The organism is Lacunisphaera limnophila, from assembly GCF_001746835.1.
In the GTDB taxonomy this organism is placed as follows: domain Bacteria; phylum Verrucomicrobiota; class Verrucomicrobiia; order Opitutales; family Opitutaceae; genus Lacunisphaera; species Lacunisphaera limnophila.
Genome location: NZ_CP016094.1, coordinates 821,645 through 840,699, shown reverse-complemented (window position 1 = coordinate 840,699; position 19,055 = coordinate 821,645). Strand labels below are relative to the sequence as shown.

Here is a 19,055-nt window from a genome sequence, read left to right as displayed (position 1 = left end):
CCAACGCCCCCCGTTCAATGTCCGGAATTTCACCACAGAGGCACGAAGCAACGCAGGGAAGGGTCGTGACCCCGGGGTCGGGCCATCGCGCCTGGGCACGCGGGTGGATTTTCATCCAGGCATGAGTGATCCCGGCAAAGCCGTTTTCCTCAGTTACGCTTCGCAGGATGCCGAGGCGGCGAAGCGCATTTGTGACGCGCTCCGCGCCGCCGGCGTCGAGGTGTGGTTCGACCAGAACGAGCTGGTGGGCGGGGACCAGTGGGATGGGAAGATCCGCGGGCAGATTTCGTCGTGCGCGCTGTTCGTGCCGCTCATCTCGGCGAACACGCAGGCGCGGCTGGAGGGGTATTTCCGGCTGGAGTGGAAACTCGCCGCGCAGCGCACGCACACCATGGCCGACGAGATGACCTTCCTGTTGCCCGTGCTGATCGACGGCACGCGCGACGCCGAGGCCAGGGTGCCGGCGGAATTCCGCGCCGTGCAGTGGACCAAGTTGCCGGCGGGCGAGGCCACGCCGGCCTTTTGTGTGCGGGTGAGGAAGTTATTGGATGGAACTGCAGCCGGGGTCGTTGATCCCGGCCTTCCGGGCTCAACGAGCCCGGCTACATCAAGACCGGTGCCACCCCGCCGCGGGGCGTCCAAATGGTGGTGGGTGCTGCCGATCTTCGGCGTGACGATGGCGATGGTGCTCGTCATGAAAGAGGCACGCAAGGAGCCGGCCCCGAGCTCATCGAATGGGCCGGCGCCCACGATGACCCAGCCCGTTTCCGAGGCCCGCAAGCTGGCGAACCAGGCGATGCAGCTGCTCGAGGATCCGAACTTCACGCGGGAGACCTCGTGGCTCGCCGATGAACTCTGCCAGCGGGCTTTGGCGCTGGACGCGGGCGATGCGGAGGTCTGGGCGGTGGCGGCGTTCGCGTCCCACAATCTCTTTTCCAACACCTACGATACCAGCGCGGGCCGGCGCGAGAAGGCGCGCTCGCAGGCGGCGCGTGCCAGCCAGGTTGACCCGCAGTCGGTGCGGGCGGCGCTCGCGGTCGCCCGTTGTTTGGAAGGCACCGGCAATGACGGGGAATTGCTGCGGATACTGCAGGAGCTGCATCGCCGGGCCCCCGCCGACCAGCAGGTGCTCTTCAGCCTCGTGCGGGCCGAGGGGGGGATGGGAAATGAAACCGCCGTGCAGGACCTCATCCGGAAATTCCGCGCCCTGCCGCGCACAGGCCTGTTTCCGCTCGCGTTGTGGTTTGAGGAGCTGCGGTTGCGCACGCTGGGCCGCTATGCCGAGGCGGAGGCCATGCTGGACGAAATGCTCGCGGATCCCGGGGTGCTGCGCGGGGCCTATTACGAGAAACTCAACCTGCTCATGCGGAGCTGGCACGACCTGGCGGCGGCCGCTCCGTTCATCGAAAAAATTCCGGCCCGCTTCCGGCAGGAGCCGGCCTTCGGCTCCGCGATCGCGTATTACTGGCTCTGGCGTGCGGAGCCGGAGAAAGCCCTGCAAGCCCTCGCCCAGGTGCCGCAGGATTATTTCGAGGAATACGCCGCCCGCGAACCCAAGGGATACCTCACGGGTTGGGCGCATGCCATCGCCAAGCGGCCGGCGGCCGCGCAGGCCGAGTGGCGCGCTGCGCTCACCCTGGTTGATGAGCGGCTGAAGACCGATGCCCGAAACCCGTCCCTGTTGAATCAACGCGCCCTCTTGCTGGCCTTGACGGGCCAGCGCGAAGCCGCGCGGGAAGCGTGGCAGCTCCGGGTCGAGCTGGGCGGGGAGCAGAATCCGGTCGGCTTGGAGGCGGAGACCCAAGTCCTCGTGGCCCTCAATGAACCGGAGGCCGCGCTGGCCGCCATCGAGCGCGAATGGTCCCGGCGCAAACCCATGGGCCGGGTCCGGGCCCTGCCCGTCATCCGCTACCATCCCGCCTATGCGGTGATCCGGGGGGATCCGCGCTTGCAGCGTATCCTCAAGGAGGACGAGGCGGAGCTGCATGTTCTCAAGGAGCAACAAACCCGCTCCGCGCCCGCCAAGGAACCGACGACCGCGTCCTCCGCTGCGGACGCCAAATCCGTCGCCGTGCTGGCGTTCGCCAACCTCTCCGACGACAAGGCCAACGAGTATTTCTCCGACGGCATCAGTGAGGAGCTGCTCAACGTGCTGGCCAAGGTGCCCGGGCTGAAGGTCGCGGCGCGGACCTCGGCATTCTATTTCAAGGGCAAGGAGGTGCCGATACCGGAAATTGCGCGCCAACTCGGCGTGGCCTACGTGCTGGAGGGCAGTGTGCGCAAGCAGGGCGACAAGGTTCGCATCACCGCGCAGCTGATCAAGGCGGCGGATGGCTTCCGCGTCTGGAGCGACACCTTCACCCGCGACCTGAAGGACATCTTCGCCGTCCAGGATGAAATCGCGGGGCTGATCGCGAAGAACCTCGAGCTCAAGATGAGCATGGGCGAGTCGGTCCCGCGGCAGGCGGTGCGGCCCGACGCCTATCAGGCCTTCCTCCTCGGCCGGTCCGCAGCGGCCAAGGCGAGCGTGGTGGAGCTGCGCGAAGCGGTCGGTCATTTCGAGCGGGCGGTGGCGCTGGAGCCGAAGTACACGGCGGCCTGGGTGCAACTGGCGAGCATCCACACCCGGCTCGGCCGCTGGGGTGGGGCGCCGACGCTGGCCTCTTGGGCGGCGGCCCGCGCGGCCATTGATCAGGCGCTGGCGCTGGAACCGGAATCACCCGACGTGCTGCTGGCGCAGGGCTGGATCTTGCGCACCGCCGAATGGGACTGGCGGGGCGCCGAGCGGTCGTTCCGGCGGGCGCTGGCCCTGCAGCCCAACAATCCCGAGATCCTCGCCGGCACGGCGGTGCTGCTCTTCAACATCGGCCAGACCGAAGAGGCCTTCCGGCTGGCCCGGCTGGCGGTCCAACTCGACCCGCTCAACCCCAGCACCCAGATTGACCTGAGCATCATGTTTTTCGAAAGCAAGAACTGGGTCGAATCGGAGCGGGCGGCGCGCCGGGCGCTGCAATTGGCCCCCGGGGGCACGAGTTACCATAGCGTGCTGGCCTGGCCCCTGATCAACCAGGGGCGCTATGCCGAGGCCGAGGCGTCGCTCGCGCTCGATCTGGATGTGGTCCAGCAGAGCGGCACCCGGGGGTTGCTGGGCCTGGCGCGCGGCGACCTGGCGATGGTCCGCGAGATGCTCGCCCGCTTGGAGCAGCTGGCCCGCACCGAACCCGACCGCGCCGACCTGCAGACCTGCACCGCGTGGCTGTATGCCGGACTCGGGGACAAGGACCGCGCGTTCGCCGCGCTGGAGAAAGCCCGGATCAGCCGCGACCCTAGCATCGCGTGGCTGCGCGAAAACACGGAATTGACGCCCCTTTTCTCCGATCCACGCTGGCAGGAGTTGATGCGCAAAGTCGGCCTAGCTGACGGCCAGTAGAAATGAGCGATCCCGGTAAAGCCGTCTTTTTATCCTACGCCTCCCAGGACGCGGAGGCCGCACGCCGTATTGCCGAATCCCTGCGCGCGAGTGGCGTCGAGGTGTGGTTCGATGTCGAGGGCGGTTTGGAGACCGGCGACGAGTGGGATGCGAAGATCCGGCGGCAGATCAAGGAGTGCGTGCTCTTCCTCCCGATCATCTCGGCCAACACGCAGGCGCGCGAGGAGGGGTATTTTCGCATCGAGTGGGAGCTGGCGGCCCAGCGGGCGCTCGGGATTGCGAGTGGCGTGGCCTTCATCCTGCCCATCGTGATCGATGACACGCGTGAGCCGGACGCGCTCGTGCCCGACCGGTTCCGCACCGTGCAATGGACGCGTGTCCGCGGCGGCGAGATGACGCCCGAGGCCAAGGCCAAGTTCGTGAAGCTCTGGTCGCACCGGGCGGGGGTGCTGAAACATCAGGCCGATGTCGGAGCGTCGTCCCGCGAAGGCGGGAACGCCGACGGGCGCGCCCGCGGCGCGCCCCTGCCAGGTTCCTCGCCGGCGCCGGGCTGGAAAGTCTATGCCGGGCTGGGCGTCGCGATCTTCGCGCTGGCGGGCGGCGCGACCTGGTGGCTGCTGCGGCCGTCGCCCATCGCGCTTAATTCCGGTCCCCCGCCGCCGGCCGCCCCGCTGAAGTCCGCTCCGGTCGCGGCGCGCGGCGGTGACCTGCTGGCCGGGAAATTGGGTGAAGAGCCGGCCGCGCCGGTGGTCGCCCGGGACTGGCCGAAGCACCCGGACTTGAAGAAGGCGATCGACCTGATTGAGGGCTTGGAATCGATCCCCGATGATCTCGCCCTCGCCGAGCAGCTCGTGAAACCGATCCTCGAGCGGTCCCCCGCCGACCTGGAGGCCGTGACGGTCATGGCGCGCGTCCAGTCACAATTCATGCGGCGGGGTTTCGACCGAAGTGACGAGCGCTCGGCCCAGGCACGGCTCTATGGGGAACGCGCCCTGCAGCTCGATCCCAACGAGCCCGAGGCGATGCTGGCCGTCGCGACCTACCTGTTTGCCCGGGCGACGAACGTGACCCGCGCCGAACGCCTGTTGCGCCAGGCCATGGAGCGAGATCCCGGCAATCCCCGCCACGGCCGGATGCTGGCTGACCTGTTGAACGTCCAGCCCGGGCGGCAGGCGGAGGCCCTCGCGCAGTCGCAGGAGAACGTGCGGCGCTTCCCGCGGGACGCGCTCTCACGCTACGACCTGGCCCGCCATTACAAGGACCAGGGCCGCTACGAGGAATTCGACCGGGAGTTGGATGCCACGCTGGCGTTGACCCCGCTGCCCAACGCCATTGCGTGGAAGGCGCGCCTCCAGTTCGGCCTGCACAACGACTTCCCGGGGATGAAGCGTTGGTTGGATCAGGTCCCGGAACGGGTGCGTGGAACCGAGCGGGCGGTGTTCGGCTACTTCCTTTATGCGGCGTTCGGGGGCGACGTGGAGGCGGGCCTGGATGCGCTGCGCGCCTTCACCCAGAAGTGGTTCACGGATTTTGAGTATGCCGGGCCAACCGCCCTGCTGAACGCCGACCTGCTGGTGCGCCAGGGCAAAGCCGAGCTGGCCCGCCAGCAATACGAGGCGGCCTGGCTGGAAATCCAGCGGATGCGCACGACCGAACCGGCCCGCATCTGGCTGAATTACGCCGAATTCTGGACCCTGCTGGGACTGGGTCGAAAAACCGAGGCGAAGGTGGCCTTTGGCCGCTTGGTGGAGGCCCAGCGGCGGCCCTATGCGCAGAGCCTGGTCACCGGCTGGTGGTTCACGCTGATCCCGGGGGCGCTGCTGATCGGGGAGCGGGACACGGCGCTGGAGTTTCTGCGTGAGGGTGTCGTCACTTGGCCCGAAGGGCGGACGGCGATCCGGGTGCGGATGCAGCTCGACCCGCGCATGGCTCCGTGGCGCGACGACCCGGAGATCCGGGCGATCCTGGCGGAGCCGAGGACGGGCGAATAGCCCGCGTAGCGTTCAGCGCCGAGACCTGAGACCTGAAAATCCAGGACTGAAGGACGTCCCTTCCGCTTTGGGCGACGCGCGTCGAGTCGGACCGGGTCAGCGACCCCGGCTACAGGTTGCAACCGACCGTTTATCTTCGTGTGCGGCCGTTTCGGCCGGCGGGGGCTTGTCTCGGCGGACAAGCGTGCTACGGTCCGGCCATGTCCTTCGCCGTTTCCTCCCTGCAACGTCTGCTTCCTGCTCTCCTGCTCATGACCTCGCTTCCCCTGGTTTCGCGTGCCGCGCCGGTTCCGCCTGTGGCCGAGAAGCGACCCTACGTCGTGCCGTCGCCGCACGGCGGACGCACCGACGAGTATTACTGGCTGCGCGACGACACCCGCAAGGACCCGGCCGTGCTCGCCTACCTGGAGGCGGAGAACGCCTACCGTGAGGCGATGACGGCCCACACGCAGGCCACCGAGGAGGCGCTGTACACGGAGATCGTGGCGCGCATCAAGCAGGACGACGCCAGCGTGCCCTACCGCAAGGCCGGTTGGTGGTACTACACGCGCTTCGACGCGGGGAAGGAATACCCGATCCACGCGCGCAAGCGGGAGACCCTCACGGCCGCCGAAGAGGTGCTGCTCGACGGCAATACGCTCGCGGCGGGGCAGAAGTTTTTCCAGATCCAGCAAAGTGTCGTCTCCCCCGACGCACGAATCCTCGCCTGGTCCCAGGACAACGTGGGCCGGCGCCAGTGGACGCTGCATTTCAAGGACCTTACCACCGGCGAGGTGCTGCCCGATCGTCTCGAAAATACCACGGGTGAAATTGCGTGGGCCAACGACAATCGGACGGTCCTCTACGTGGAGAAGGATCCCGTGACGCTGCTCGGCGTCCGCGTCCGCAAGCACGTGCTCGGCACCGCGCCGGCGACGGACGCCGTCGTCTACGAGGAGAAGGACAACACCTTCTACCTGTCCGTCGGCAAGAGCCGCAGCGACCGCTTCATCGAGATCGTGCTCGACCAGACGCTGACCACCGAGACGCTCGTGGCCGATGCGTCGGACCCCGCGCTGGTATTCCGGCCCGTGCTGCCGCGCGAGCGCGGCCATGACTACACCGTCGAGGATGCCGGCGACGACTGGATCATCCGCACGAACTGGCAGGCCAAGAATTTCCGCGTGATCCGTGTACCGATGGCCCGGGTGGCCGACCGCACGGCCTGGCAGGATGTGATCCCGCACCGGACGGACGGCTTCGTGCAGAATTTCGCCGTCTTCAAGGATTTCCTCGCGGTGGGTGAGCGGGCCGGCGGCCTGCGCCAGATCCGCATCAAGGCCTGGGCGGACGGCGCCGAGCATGTGATCGGCGCGACGGAACCGGCCTACACCATGGCGCTCGCGCAGAACGCCGAGACCGACACCCCGGTGGTGCGTTACACCTACACCTCGCTGGTGACCCCGTCCACGACCTATGACTACGACATGGGGACGCGCACGCAGACCCTGCTCAAGCGCACGCCCGTGTTGGGGACCTTTGATCCGGCCAACTACCAGAGCGAATTCCTGCGGGCTCCGGCGCGGGATGGCACCCTGATCCCGGTTTCGATCGTCTACCGGAAGGGTTTCCGCCGCGACGGCACCGCCGCCCTGCTGCAATACGCCTACGGGTCCTACGGCATCTCCTCGGATCCGACTTTTTCCAGCGCGAGACTCTCGTTGCTGGACCGCGGCGCGGTGGTGGCCATCGCCCATATTCGCGGCGGACAGGAGATGGGTCGCGACTGGTATGAGTCGGGCAAGCTGCTGCGGAAGCAGAATACCTTCACGGATTTCATCGATGTCACGGACTACCTGGTGAAACAGGGCTACGCGGCCAAGGACCGGGTGGCGGCCGAGGGCGGCAGCGCCGGCGGCCTGCTGATGGGCGCGATCATGAACCTGGCCGGCGAGAAATACCGCGCCGTGGTCGCGCACGTGCCGTTTGTCGACGTGGTGACCACGATGCTCGACGAGACGATCCCGCTCACGACGAACGAGTATGACGAGTGGGGCAACCCGGCGGACAAGGCTTACTATGATTACATGCTGGCGTATTCGCCGTACGACCAGGTCGCGGCGAAGGCTTATCCCGCCACGCTCGTGACGGCCGGCCTGTGGGACAGCCAGGTGCAGTATTTCGAGCCCGCCAAGTGGGTGGCGCGCCTGCGCGCGCGCAAGACGGACAACAATCCGCTCCTGCTGAACATGAACATGTCGGCCGGGCACGGCGGCGCTTCGGGTCGCTTCCAGCGGTTCCGCGAAGTGGCCGAGAGCTACGCCTTCCTGTTCGACCAGTGGGGGATCTCCGCGGAGGTTGCGCCGCGGCCGTAAGGGGCGGGGGCCTTCGAATGATGTAGGGGCGCGGCTTGTCCGCGTCCGCCTTTTGCGCGGCGAACCCGGGCGTGGACGAGCCACGCCCCTACAACGGGTCCTTTCAATCCGCGCTCGCGAGCGAGCTGCCCACAGGGGGACAGACATCGCCTGCAAACAGGCTCTCCGGCAGGTGGAACCGGGCCTCCGGACCGGTTTTGACCACGCATGTCGGATCAACCCGTCCGGAGGCCGGGTTCCAGCTTAGTCCCTAGTTCCCTCGGTCCGGTCAGTCCCGGGGCGTCTTGCCCTGGTAGGTCTCCAGGAACTTCACGACGTTGGCCTGTTCCTTCTCGCGGAGGCGCTGGCGGACGGCGAGGCGTTCGGCGGACTTGGTGATGTTGATCTGGGCGAACTCGGTCTTGCGCTCCGGGGCCAGGAGGAAATCCCGCAGCCGGTTGAACAGCTCGGGCTCGGCGCCGCCGGCCACGCCGATGAGCCCGGCGACGTACTCGGCGGGGGCCTTGGCGGCGATGGCGTCGTAGTGCGCGATCGTCCAGTCCACGGCCAGCTCGCGCAGATCCGGGTCGCCGCTGATGTCGAAGAGCACGCCGAGGAACTCGGTGGAGTTGACCGCGGGGGTGAGGGAGAAGGCGAGGGCCTGCCCGGCCAGGACCGGGTCATGGAAACTGCCGAGCGCATCGAGGGTGGCCGAGCGCACGATGGGGGACGGGGCCTTTTCAAACGCCGCCTGGATCGTCGCGAAGAACGCCGCATCGCCATGGTAGGCGGCGACGGACAGGGCGGTGGTCCGCAGGGCGGCGTCCACCTGCCGGGGGTTCTCGAGGAAGAGCGCGGCGAGGCGGCGGCACTCCGCGATCACGACGGGATCGGCGGCTTCGTAGCCCAGTGCCCCGTAGAGGGCGTTGCGCAGCGGCCCGTGGTAGACCGGTTCGCCGGCGACGGGCTGGAGGCCGATGCGATCGAGGATCGGCCGCAGGATCGCGGTGCGGTAGGAATTGTAGGCCGGGCGCGAGGGGGGCGTGATGAAGGTGTTGCGCAGACCGCCCACGCTGGCGATGACGCTGGTGTTGACGTCGGGGTCGAGGTCGCCGCCGAACGCGGTGACGTAGGCGAGGTAGTCGGTGCCGTTGATCAGACCGGCGTTGAAGAGGGCGGAGGTGTTGTCCAGCAGGCCCACGCGTTCAATGGGGGCGAGCGCCGCCGACCGGCGGGCGAGCCGGGCGTTGAGCTCGGGCGAGAGGTTCCAGCGGAAATAACCGGATTCGCCGGCGTTGGGGTAGATCCAGTCGGCGTCCGCCAGGCCGGGGATCGCGACGACCTGCTCGAGGTCCTTCAGGAGGATGCGCTCGCGGTGGACTTCGCCGCCCTTGCCCCAGGCGAGCACGACGGGGATCTGCCACTGGCCTTCCAGCTGGGGATCGCCGAGGTTGTGGAAACGGCGCTGCGAGAGGCGGAGCTTCCCATCCGGATCAAGGGCGAGGGTGACGAGCGGCACGCCGGGCTTGTTGATGAAGGCCGCGAGCAGGCCGGTGATGTCATCGCCGGAGGTGGCGCTGAAGGCGGCCCAGAGGTCGTCGCTGACGGTGTTGCCCCAGCGGTGCTTCAGGAAGTAGGTGCGCATGGCGGCGCGGAACTGCGCCGGCCCGATCCAGTTCTCGACCATGTTGAGCACGCCCTTGCCCTTGTTGTAGGTGAGTTCGTCCACGAGCTGCGCGAGGTCGGACTCGGCCGTGACCGGGCGGCGGATGGCGGTGATGGAGGGGAGGGCGTCGCTGCGCATGGCGCCCTTGATGCCGCGGCTTTCCGCCACCTGGATGCGGAACTCCGGGAATTCGTGCCCGATGATGCGGCCGGCCATCCAGTCGGCGAAGGACTCGTTGAGCCAGAGGTCGTCCCACCATTTCATGGTCACGAGGTCGCCGAACCACATGTGGGCGCCCTCGTGGGCGATCACGCTGGCGAGGCTGCGGCGCTGGGAGAAGGAGGGTTTCTCCGGGTCCATCAGCAGGAGCCGGTCGGTGAAGGTGACGAGGCCGGCGTTTTCCATCGCGCCGTAGACATACTCGGGCACGGCGATCTGGTCGTACTTGGCGTAGGGGTAGGGGATGCCGAAATACTCCTCGAGGCGGGCCATGATGCGCGGGGTGAGCCGCACGGCCTCGGCCGCGAGCGCGGACTGGCCCTTGGGGGTGATGATGCGGCCGGGCACGGTCCAGCCGGGGACGGGCACGTATTCGAACGGGCCGACGGCGAGGGCCACGATGTAGCTGGGCATGGGCGGCGTGCGGCCGAAGACGATGGTCTTCCAGTCGCCGTCGCGGGATTCGTAGGCCACGGCGGCGTTGGTCACGGCCTCCAGCGTGGCGGGGATCTTCAGGGTGAGCTGCCAGTTGATCTTGAACTCGGGTTCGTCCCAGCAGGGGAAGGCCTTGCGGGCGTGCTTGTCCTCGAACTGGGTGAAAAGATACGGCTCGTCGCGGCTGACGGTCTTGTAGAGACCGAGGCCGTCACGCGGGTATTTGGCGGTGAAATCGATCACGAGCTTGTAGTTGCCGATGCCCAGGGACTTGGGCGCGGTCAGGGTGACGATGGCGAACTTGGCGTTGGTGACCTCGGCCTGCAGCGTGGTGACCTCGCCGTCGGCGCTGGTGAGCGTGGCGGTCGAAAAGGTCGGGCCCTCGGCGTTCAGGCGGAACGACGTGAAGGGCTGGTTGGCCAGCAGGTCGATGATGACGCGGCCGGAGAAGTCGTCCTTGGCCGGGTCGAGGGTGAGCTCGACGCTCTGGGCGACGGGCTCGACCTCCCGGGTGAGGCGCAGCGGATCGACGGGCTGGCTGGCGGCGAGGGCGCCACCGGCAACGAACAGACTCAGGAGGGTGGCAAGCCGACGGAGGGATTTGGGCATCCGGTTATGACACAAGGGCGCGGCGCGGAGACAAGGCACAAGTGGCGGCGGGCGAGGCGGGGTTCGGCGACCCCGCCCTACAAAAAACAAACGCCCGCCGGGTGGCGGGCGTGGAGAGTGCCTTGGCCCAACGGCCCCGGACTTATTTGAACTGCCGCGTCTGTTTCCAGGCGGGGCGGTCGGTGTAGGTGGGGGTCTGCGGGGCCTTGGCCTCGTGCTGGCGGGCGAAGCCGAGGTAGGTGCGCATCTGGCGGGTGGAGAGGCCGAGGGCGTGGTCGAGGATCTCGCCGGTGCGGGCCTTGGTCAGGCGGTCGAGAGCGGCCAGGGTTTCCTCACGGCGGTTCCAGTCGCCGGCGCGGTCGTAGCCGAGGGCGAAGAGGCGCTTGGCGCGGTCGGCGATGGCCTTGTCCTTCTCCTCGAGCTGGGCCCGGACGCCGCCGATGATGGAGGCCCAGGCATCGTCGGGCAGGCCGCTGAGCATCAGGGGCAGCTTGACGATGAAGTCGTCGGCGCGCTTCTCGACCTCGTCGGCCGGATATTCGCCCGACTGGATGATGAAGTAGGCGAAGTTCGTGTTCTCCTCGCCGCCGGCGTTGGCGCCGACGATGTAGCCGAGCTGCTGGCGGGTGCGGAGCTCCGAGAAGAACGGCTCGCTGATGAAGTTGCCGAGCACGAGCGTGGCGGCGCGGATCTCGGGCGAGTCGTCGCCGAGCACGTACTCGCGGCGGAAGGCGGAGTTGTTCACCACGAGCTGCTCGTTGGTGCGCAGGGCCTCGCCGGCCGGTTGGGCCAGCAGGCGGCGGCGCAGGAGGTCGGCGTCGGCCACGGGCTGGCTGGCGAGCGCGGCGCCGAAGCGGCGGGCGTGCGCGATGGCGTCGGCGGCGGTGACGTTGCCGTGCACGAGGGCCTCGAGCTTGCCGCGGGTGTAGAGTTTCCGGGCGAAGTCGCGGACGGCGGCGAGGGTCACGCCCTGGGCGACGGGGAGCTGCTCGTCGGGGCGGAAGTGAAACTCGCGGACGGTGGCGCGGCGCGTTTCCAGCAGGATCTGGTAGGCGTCGGCGCGCGGGAAGTTGCCGAGTTCGCGCAGGAGGCGGTCCTTGATGGCGGCGAAGCGCTCGTCGGGGAGGGAGAAGTCCACGAGGTTGGCGGCGATGGTGTCGAGCAGGCGCGGGGCGGAGGCGTCGTAGCCCTCAACCGCGATCTCGACGCCCTCGAGGGCGGCGTTGAACGAGAAGTTCAGGCCGGCCTGACCGGCGGTGTAGGCGACCTCGTTGAGCGACTCGCGGATGCAGGCCTCGTAGAAGCGCAGCAGGACGGAGGTCTCGAGGGAGGCCAGCGCGCGGGGCAGGCGGAAGCGGTAGACCTCGGCGACCATCGGGCGCTGGAACTCGGTGTCCTGGGCATAGAGCAGGCTCAGCGCGGGCTCGTCGAGGAGCTGGATGGGCTGGGTGGGCAGGACAGTGGCGCTGGCGGGGATGAAGGGGTTGGCCTTGGGCAGCTGGATGGCGGCGACTTCGGGCGGGGTGAGCAGGGCGGTGTAGGCCGGGCCGGTCTCCTCGGTGTAGCTGTACTTCGTGCCGTAGACGGGCTCGGACTTGTCGGTCGGGACGCCCTTGGCGGTGAGGACCACGAGCATGTTGTCGGGCCGGATCTGGTTCAGGACCGTGGCGTAGGCGGCCGGGTCCTCCTGGAGCCAGAGGTAGGGCTCGCGCTCGGCGATCTCGAGCGGGAAGTCGCGGATCTGGTTGGCGAGCGCGACCGCACGGTCGGCGCCCTCGCCCTTGTCCTGGAAGGTCTCGTCGAGGCGGGCCATGGCGGCGCGTTCCTGGAAGAGGTAGGCGGGGTAGCCGGCGCTGCGGAGGCGCGAGATGGCGGCGAAGAACAGCTCGAGCACGCGCGGGTATTTTTCCAGACCGGCGGGGGTGAGGGAGATAGTGGCGTTGAAGGAGCCGAAATCCTTGGTGTTGGCGTCGGCGCTGGCGCCCATGCCGGTGGCGAGGCCCTCGGCCTTCAGCGCGGAGAGCAGGCTGCCCTCGCCCTCGTGGCCGAGGATGAAGCCGAGGAGGCGGTCGGGTTTGCTCGGCCAGAACGGGCGGGTGGCGCCGAGGGGGAACTCGAGGGTGAGCTGGCGGACATCCTTGATCGGCTCCATGCGGGCGATGCGCAGGGCGGCCTTGGGCGGCAGGTAGTCGGCCGGGTAGTCGATGGGCTTGAGCTGCTGGTTCTTGATCGGGGTGAAGTACGTGCGCGCCCACTGCTCGAGTTCGTCGAGGCTGGCCTTGCCCACGAGGGCGAGGGTCATGGTGTTGGCGCTGTAGTGGGCGTGGTAGAAGGCGAGGAGCTCCTCGCGGGTGGTGCCGCCGAGGGTGTCGCGGTTGCCCGTGCTGAAATGGTTGGCCGGGTGGCCGGGCCGGTAGAGGGTGTTGGTGAGCTGGTACTGGCGCCAGAGGTCGTTCTCGAGGTTCTTCTGGTTCTCGGAATTGACGGCGTTCATCTCGCGCTCGGTGAACTCCGGCGTGAAGAGCGGGGCGATGAAGAACTGGGACAGGCGGTCGAGCGCGCCCTCGAAGGCCTCATGGCGGATTTCGAGGAGGTAATTGGTGTGGTCGCCGGCGGTGTAGGCGTTGTTGTAGCCGCCGTTGATCTTGAGGTAATTGCCGTAGTCGGCCTCGTCGGGGTATTTTTCCGTGCCGAGGAAGAGCATGTGCTCGAGGAAGTGGGCCAGGCCCTGGCGGTTGGCCGGGTCGCTGTAGGAACCGGCGGCGACAGCGAGCGACGCGGAGGACTTGTTGAGCTTCGGGTCGGAGAGCAGGATGACCTTGAGGCCGTTGTCCAGGGTGAAGCGGCGGTATTCCGCCTCATCGTTGGGGGCCTGCGGGCGGGGCGGGATGTCGGCGGGCAGGGCGGCGCGCACCAGGGGCGCGAGGGCCAGGACCAGCAGGGGAACAAGCGCGAGCCGGGGAGAACGGCCCAGGGAGGGGAATCGTGGCAGCATGGGAAGGAGCGGTTGGATTTGAGCCGAGACTAGCACGGCTCGTTTGCGGATGCCAATAGGACAAAAGGCCCATTTCGCGGGATGGACGGGGCGGGCCGGACGAAGCCGGGCTTTGCATGCGGGCGGAAATCAGCCTAACTGGGCAAAAATCATCCCATGTCACCTGCTTCACTCCGTCAGGCCTTCGGTTGCTCCCTCCTTTTGTTCGCGGGCCTCGCGTCCGCGGTCGCCCGGCCCCTCGAACTGGAGGACCTCTTCCGGCTCAAGCGGGTGTCCGATCCCCAGCTTTCGCCCGACGGTCGCACGGTCGCCTACGTGGTCACCGAGGTGCTGAAGGCCGAGAACCGCACCCAGAGCGACATCTGGGTGATCCCGGCCGAGGGCGGCGAGGCCCGCTTGCTGGCGGGTTCACCCAAGCATGACCGCCACCCCCGCTGGTCGCCGGACGGGCAGTGGATCGCCTTTGAGTCGAACCGCGGCGGCAGCACGCAGCTCTGGATCGTGCCAGCTTCCGGCGGGGAGGCGCGCCAGCTCACGGACCTCTCCACGGAGGCCGGTCAGGCCGTGTGGGCGCCCACGGGGGATCAACTCGCCTTCGTCTCGGAGGTGTTCCCGGAATTTTCTGACCGGCCCTTTGCCGAGGCCGACCGCTTGAACAAGGAAAAGCTGGCCGCCCGGGCAGCGTCCCCGGTGAAGGCCCGGGTCATCACGCAGCTCCTCTACCGGCATTGGGATTCGTGGGTGGACGGCAAGCGCAAGCATCTCTTCGTGCTGCCGATGAAGGCCGGCGCCGCCACCGGTGAGCCGCGCAACGTCACGCCCGGCGAGAACGACGCCGTGCCGACCTCCGCCACCTTTGAGGAAGGCGATGAATTTGATTTTTCGCCCGACGGCCGGGAGCTGGCCTTTGCCGCCCCGCACCACGTGACGCGCGAGCAGGCCTGGTCCACGAACCATGATATCTGGACGGTGGACCTCTCCACCGGCGAGCGTCGCAAGGTCACCACGAGTCCCGCGGCCGACACGCACCCGCGGTACTCGCCCGATGGCAAATACCTCGCGTATCGCGCGCAGGCCCGGGCCGGGTTTGAGGCCGACCGCTGGCAGGTGCGCTTGCACTCGCGTAATAGCGGCGAGGATTGGAGCCTGACCGCGGATTGGGATGTGTCGGTCGGCGCGCTTGATTGGGCGGCCGACAGCCAGAGCCTCGTGTTTCCCGCCCAGGAGGCCGGGACCGAACCGGTGTTCGAGGTGCCGGTGGCCGGCGGTACGCCGCGCAAGCTGCACGGTGGCGGCGTCAACGGGGATGTCAGTCGCTCCGCCGATGGCCGGCAGATCTATTTCCTGCACTCAAGCTACACCCAGCCCCCCGAGGTGTGGCGCGCGGACCTGGTCACGCGCCGGGCGCCGATGCCGGTGACCCGGACCAACGAAACCTTGCTGGCGGAGCTCGAGCTGCCGGCGGCCGAAACGGTCACGGTCCCGGGCGCGGGTGGCACGCCTGTGCAGATGTATATCCTGAAGCCACCCGGGTTTGACGCCGCGAAAAAGTATCCGCTGGTGTTCTGGGTCCATGGCGGGCCGCAGAGCGCCTTCCTGGATTCCTGGTCGACGCGCTGGAACCCCCAGCTCTGGGCCGCGCAGGGCTATGTGCTCGCAATGCCGAATCCGCGGGGCTCGACCGGCTTCGGCCAGCAGTTCACCGACGAGATCTCGCACGACTGGGGCGGCAAGGTGTTCGAGGATTTGATGGCCGCGCTCGCGCACCTGGAAAAGCAGCCGTGGATCGATACCGACCGCATGGCGGCGGCGGGCGCCAGCTACGGCGGCTACATGATGAACTGGTTCCAGGGCCACACCGACAAGTTCAAGACCCTCGTCACGCATTGCGGCGTCTATGAATTCACCTCGATGTACGGCACGACGGAGGAGACCTGGTTCGACGAGTGGGACCACGGCATCCCGTGGCAGAACCCGGATTTCGAGAAATTCTCGCCGCACCGGCATGCGGCCAAATTCAGGACGCCGAATCTGATCATCCACAACGAGCTCGATTTCCGCGTCCCGCTCAACCAGGGCCTGAGCCTCTTCACCACGCTCCAGCGCCAGGGCGTGCCGTCGAAGCTCCTCTATTTTCCCGACGAGGGCCACTGGGTGCTCAAGCCCGCCAACAGCGAGCTCTGGCACACGACGGTCTTCGACTGGCTGGCGGAGTATTTGCAGAAGTAGGGCGGCTTCCCGCCAAAGGTTGTAACCGGGCCCCGGGGTGACAACGTCTCCGGGGCATGGATCGCGTCCGCTGGTTGGCCCTGCCCCTCGTTTTTCTACTGCTTTCGGGCGGGATCGCGGCGGCGGCCGTGACCGAAGCGGAGCAGGCCACGGCGGCCCACGTGCTGAACCGCCTGGGCTACGGCCCGCGTCCCGGCGAGGTCGAGCGGGTCGCCGCCCAGGGCGTGCCGTCCTGGATTCGGGCGCAACTGCAGCCCGAGGGCCTGCCCGATGCGGCCGCGCAGGCCGCGGTGGCGAAGTTGACCCACCTCCAGCTTACGCCTGCGGCCCTGGTCACGGCCTACCACGAGCAACGCAACCAGGCACAGAAGGCCAACGCAGCCAAGGCCACCGAGGGCGAACCGATGCAAGCCACCCGCCCACGGACCGCCCAGGACGATCCCTTACGGTCGGTGGTCGCGCAGGCCCTCGGTGAACTCCAATACGCCAAACTCACCCGCGCCGTGCGCTCCGAGCGCCAGCTCGAGGAGGTGCTGGTGGATTTCTGGTTCAACCATTTCAACGTCGATGTCCGCAAGCAGGCGGTCCGCGCCACCGTGGTCACGTATGAGCAGGATACGATCCGGCCGCATGTCTTTGGCCGCTTCCGCGACCTGCTGGGGGCGACCGCGCAAAGCCCTGCCATGCTCGTGTACCTCGACAACGCCCGCAGCTCGCGGGAGCGGGAGTTGACCGATCGCGAGCGGGCGCGGCAGCGGCAGGCCGGGGCGAAAACGATGGGTCCGGACGGAGAGGCCGCCGCTCCGGCCGCGCGGCCGCGGAAGGGCGGCCTGAATGAAAATTACGGGCGCGAGCTGCTCGAGCTGCACACGCTCGGGGTGGACGGCGGTTACACGCAACGCGACGTGCAGGAAGTGGCGCGGGTCTTCACCGGCTGGACCGTCGACCCGCGCGACGGCCGCTTTGTGTTTCGCGAGCGGATGCACGACCCCAAGCCGAAGACCGTGTTGGGGACGAAGATCAAGGGCGGCGGCCAGGCGGAGGGGGAGCGCGTGCTCGACCTGCTCGCCACGCATCCGGCCACCGCGCGCCACCTCGCTACCAAGTTGTGCCAGCGTTTCGTGGCGGACACACCGCCCGCGGCCTTGGTTGAGCGCGTGGCCGCGGAGTTCCGGGCCAGTGACGGCGACCTGCGCCGCACCTACGCGGCGCTGTTCGCCTCGCCGGAATTCCTGGGACCGGAATATCGCGGCGCGAAGACGAAGTCGCCGTTCGAGTTCCTGGCCTCGGCGCTGCGGGCGACCGGTGCCACCCTGGTCGAGGTGCCGCCGCGGGCCGGACGCCCGCCGGTCCATGCCGTCGAGGCCGGGCTGGTCTTCGGCCGCGGCGCCGAGCGCATCGCGGCGCTGCCGCGGCGCACGGCCCTGATGCACCTCGTCGAGATGGGCCAGCCGCTCTACGCGTGGGGCCCGCCGACGGGTTTTCCCGAGGATTCCTCGCACTGGGTCAACGCCGGCGCGTTGGTGGCCCGGCTGAATTTCGCCCTCGCCCTCACGGGTGGGCAGGTGGCCGATTGCCGGGTCGAGCCGGGCCCGCTGCTGCGGGGCGCCGACACCGACGAACCAGCCTCCGTCATCACCACGCTCGGTCGCACCGTGCTCGGCAAGGAGCCGGGCGAGAACACCCGGCGCATCGTGCTCGCCCAGCTCGAGGAGTCGGCCGGCGGCGAAGCCACCCCCATCAACAGCCGCAAGGCGCTCGCGCTGCTCCTGGGTGCCCCCGAATTCCAGCGCCGGTGAATTCTTCCATGTCCTCCTCTTTTCATCCGCCCATCTCCCGTCGTTTTTTCGTCAAGCAAGGCGCTCTCGCCTTCGCCTCGCTTGGGGCGGGGGCGTTGCTCGGCCCGGCCTTCGTCCGCGCCGCCGCGCTGAGCGCCGAGGGACGGAAGTCGGCGGGGGGCCGGCGCACCCTGGTCTGTGTCTTTCAGCGTGGCGCGGCCGACGGCCTCTCCATGGTCGTGCCTTACGGTGATCGCGATTATTACCGCCTGCGCGGCGAGATTGCGCTCGCCGCGCCCGCCCGGGCGGCGGGCGCCGCCGGCGTGCTGGATTTGGACGGTCACTTCGGTCTGCACCCGGCGCTGCGTGGCCTGCACGAACTCTACGGCGCGGGGGAGCTGGCGGTCCTGCATGCGTGCGGCAACCCGCTGGCCTCGCGCTCGCACTTCGAGGCGCAGGACCTGATGGAGTCGGGCACGGGTGACGACCGTCATGTCGCCACTGGCTGGCTCAACCGCATGATCGGCTGTTGTCCCGAGGACCAGGCCCGGCGCTCGGCGCTGGCGGCGGTGGCGCTCACCGGCCAGATGCCCCGCAGCCTGCAGGGCCCGGAGGAGGCCCTGGCCATCGCGGATCTCACGCGATTCAAGGTCGGCGGCGTAGGGGTGACGGCCGCGGGCGGCATGGGCGGGGCGACCCGGGGCTTTGAACAACTCTACGAATCCGCCGTGGGTGACGCCCTGCACAGCGCCGGACAGGAGGGTTTCGCGGCGATGGACCTCTTGAGAAAAGCCGTGCCGGCCGACTACCGACCCGCGCACGGGGCGCAGTATCCCAATGGCACCTTCGGCCGCGGGATGCGCCAGGTTGCGCAGCTCATCAAGGCGGACGTCGGGCTCGAGGTGGCGTTTGTCGAGATCGGCGGCTGGGACACGCATGCCAACCAAGGCGCCGCCGCCGGGGCGCTGGCGAACCGTCTGGGCGAGTTGGGGGCGGGACTGACGGCGCTGCATCGCGACCTGGGTTCGCGGATGTCCGAGGTTTTGGTGCTCACGATGAGCGAGTTCGGCCGCACGGCCCGTCAAAATGGAAACCGCGGTACGGACCATGGTCATGGCACGGCGTTCTTCGCGCTGGGTGGCGGCGTGAAGGGCGGCCGCGTGCTCGGTCGCTGGCCGGGGCTGGCACCTGACCGGTTGTTCGAGGGACGTGATCTCGCCATCACGACCGATTACCGCGACTTCTTCGCCGAGGCCTGCGTGCGGCACATGGGGGTGCCCGCGGCGGAACTCGCGCAGGTGTTCCCGGCGCACGCCGCCGGGGCGGGAAAATTCCCCGGCTATCTCGGCTGACGGCACGGTCCGCGCGAG

8 protein-coding genes are annotated in these 19,055 nt (G+C 68.3%); 6 read left to right on the top strand and 2 right to left on the bottom strand.

The window, feature by feature from the left end; all coding sequences use genetic code 11:
• The first annotated feature begins 121 nt into the window (after positions 1-121).
• The 3 genes from Verru16B_RS03540 (at position 122) to Verru16B_RS03530 (ending at position 7,775) form a co-directional block, all read left to right on the top strand.
• The gene (locus Verru16B_RS03540) at positions 122-3,430 is read left to right on the top strand and encodes a TIR domain-containing protein (protein ID WP_069960991.1); all 3,309 of its coding nucleotides are present in this window, start codon (positions 122-124) and stop codon (positions 3,428-3,430) included.
• A gap of 2 nt (positions 3,431-3,432) precedes the next feature.
• The gene (locus Verru16B_RS03535; protein ID WP_069960990.1) at positions 3,433-5,421 is read left to right on the top strand and encodes a toll/interleukin-1 receptor domain-containing protein; all 1,989 of its coding nucleotides are present in this window, start codon (positions 3,433-3,435) and stop codon (positions 5,419-5,421) included.
• A 200-nt stretch (positions 5,422-5,621) separates the two neighbouring features.
• Complete coding sequence (locus Verru16B_RS03530; protein ID WP_083270070.1) at positions 5,622-7,775, top strand: S9 family peptidase; 2,154 nt, start codon at positions 5,622-5,624, stop codon at positions 7,773-7,775.
• Between the two features lie 268 nt (positions 7,776-8,043).
• Here Verru16B_RS03530 and Verru16B_RS03525 read toward each other — a convergent pair whose 3' ends face one another.
• Both Verru16B_RS03525 and Verru16B_RS03520 read right to left on the bottom strand, forming a co-directional pair.
• On the bottom strand, positions 8,044-10,683 hold the full coding sequence (locus tag Verru16B_RS03525) for a M1 family metallopeptidase (protein ID WP_069960989.1): 2,640 nt from the start codon (positions 10,681-10,683) through the stop codon (positions 8,044-8,046).
• A 142-nt stretch (positions 10,684-10,825) separates the two neighbouring features.
• Positions 10,826-13,678 (bottom strand): insulinase family protein, encoded by a 2,853-nt coding sequence (locus tag Verru16B_RS03520; protein WP_069960988.1) that lies wholly within the window; start codon positions 13,676-13,678, stop codon positions 10,826-10,828.
• A gap of 156 nt (positions 13,679-13,834) precedes the next feature.
• On the opposite strand from Verru16B_RS03520, the gene Verru16B_RS03515 reads away from it, so the two are divergent.
• Genes Verru16B_RS03515 through Verru16B_RS03505 form a run of 3 tightly spaced genes read left to right on the top strand, consistent with a single transcriptional unit; the run spans position 13,835 to position 19,037 of the window.
• The gene (locus tag Verru16B_RS03515) at positions 13,835-15,907 is read left to right on the top strand and encodes a dipeptidyl-peptidase 5 (RefSeq protein ID WP_069960987.1); all 2,073 of its coding nucleotides are present in this window, start codon (positions 13,835-13,837) and stop codon (positions 15,905-15,907) included.
• A 56-nt stretch (positions 15,908-15,963) separates the two neighbouring features.
• Complete coding sequence (locus tag Verru16B_RS03510) at positions 15,964-17,706, top strand: DUF1800 domain-containing protein (RefSeq protein ID WP_069960986.1); 1,743 nt, start codon at positions 15,964-15,966, stop codon at positions 17,704-17,706.
• A gap of 8 nt (positions 17,707-17,714) precedes the next feature.
• Positions 17,715-19,037, top strand: a complete 1,323-nt coding sequence (locus Verru16B_RS03505) for a DUF1501 domain-containing protein (RefSeq protein ID WP_069960985.1) — start codon at positions 17,715-17,717, stop codon at positions 19,035-19,037.
• Positions 19,038-19,055 lie beyond the last annotated feature (18 nt).

Bases quoted from the DNA above. Each gene is read 5' to 3' on its own strand.
- Verru16B_RS03540 (WP_069960991.1), top strand. From the start codon at position 122: ATGAGTGATCCCGGCAAAGCCGTTTTCCTCAGTTACGCTTCGCAGGAT.
- Verru16B_RS03535 (WP_069960990.1), top strand. From the start codon at position 3,433: ATGAGCGATCCCGGTAAAGCCGTCTTTTTATCCTACGCCTCCCAGGAC.
- Verru16B_RS03530 (WP_083270070.1), top strand. From the start codon at position 5,622: ATGTCCTTCGCCGTTTCCTCCCTGCAACGTCTGCTTCCTGCTCTCCTG.
- Verru16B_RS03525 (WP_069960989.1), bottom strand. From the start codon at position 10,683: ATGCCCAAATCCCTCCGTCGGCTTGCCACCCTCCTGAGTCTGTTCGTT.
- Verru16B_RS03520 (WP_069960988.1), bottom strand. From the start codon at position 13,678: ATGCTGCCACGATTCCCCTCCCTGGGCCGTTCTCCCCGGCTCGCGCTT.
- Verru16B_RS03515 (WP_069960987.1), top strand. From the start codon at position 13,835: ATGTCACCTGCTTCACTCCGTCAGGCCTTCGGTTGCTCCCTCCTTTTG.
- Verru16B_RS03510 (WP_069960986.1), top strand. From the start codon at position 15,964: ATGGATCGCGTCCGCTGGTTGGCCCTGCCCCTCGTTTTTCTACTGCTT.
- Verru16B_RS03505 (WP_069960985.1), top strand. From the start codon at position 17,715: ATGTCCTCCTCTTTTCATCCGCCCATCTCCCGTCGTTTTTTCGTCAAG.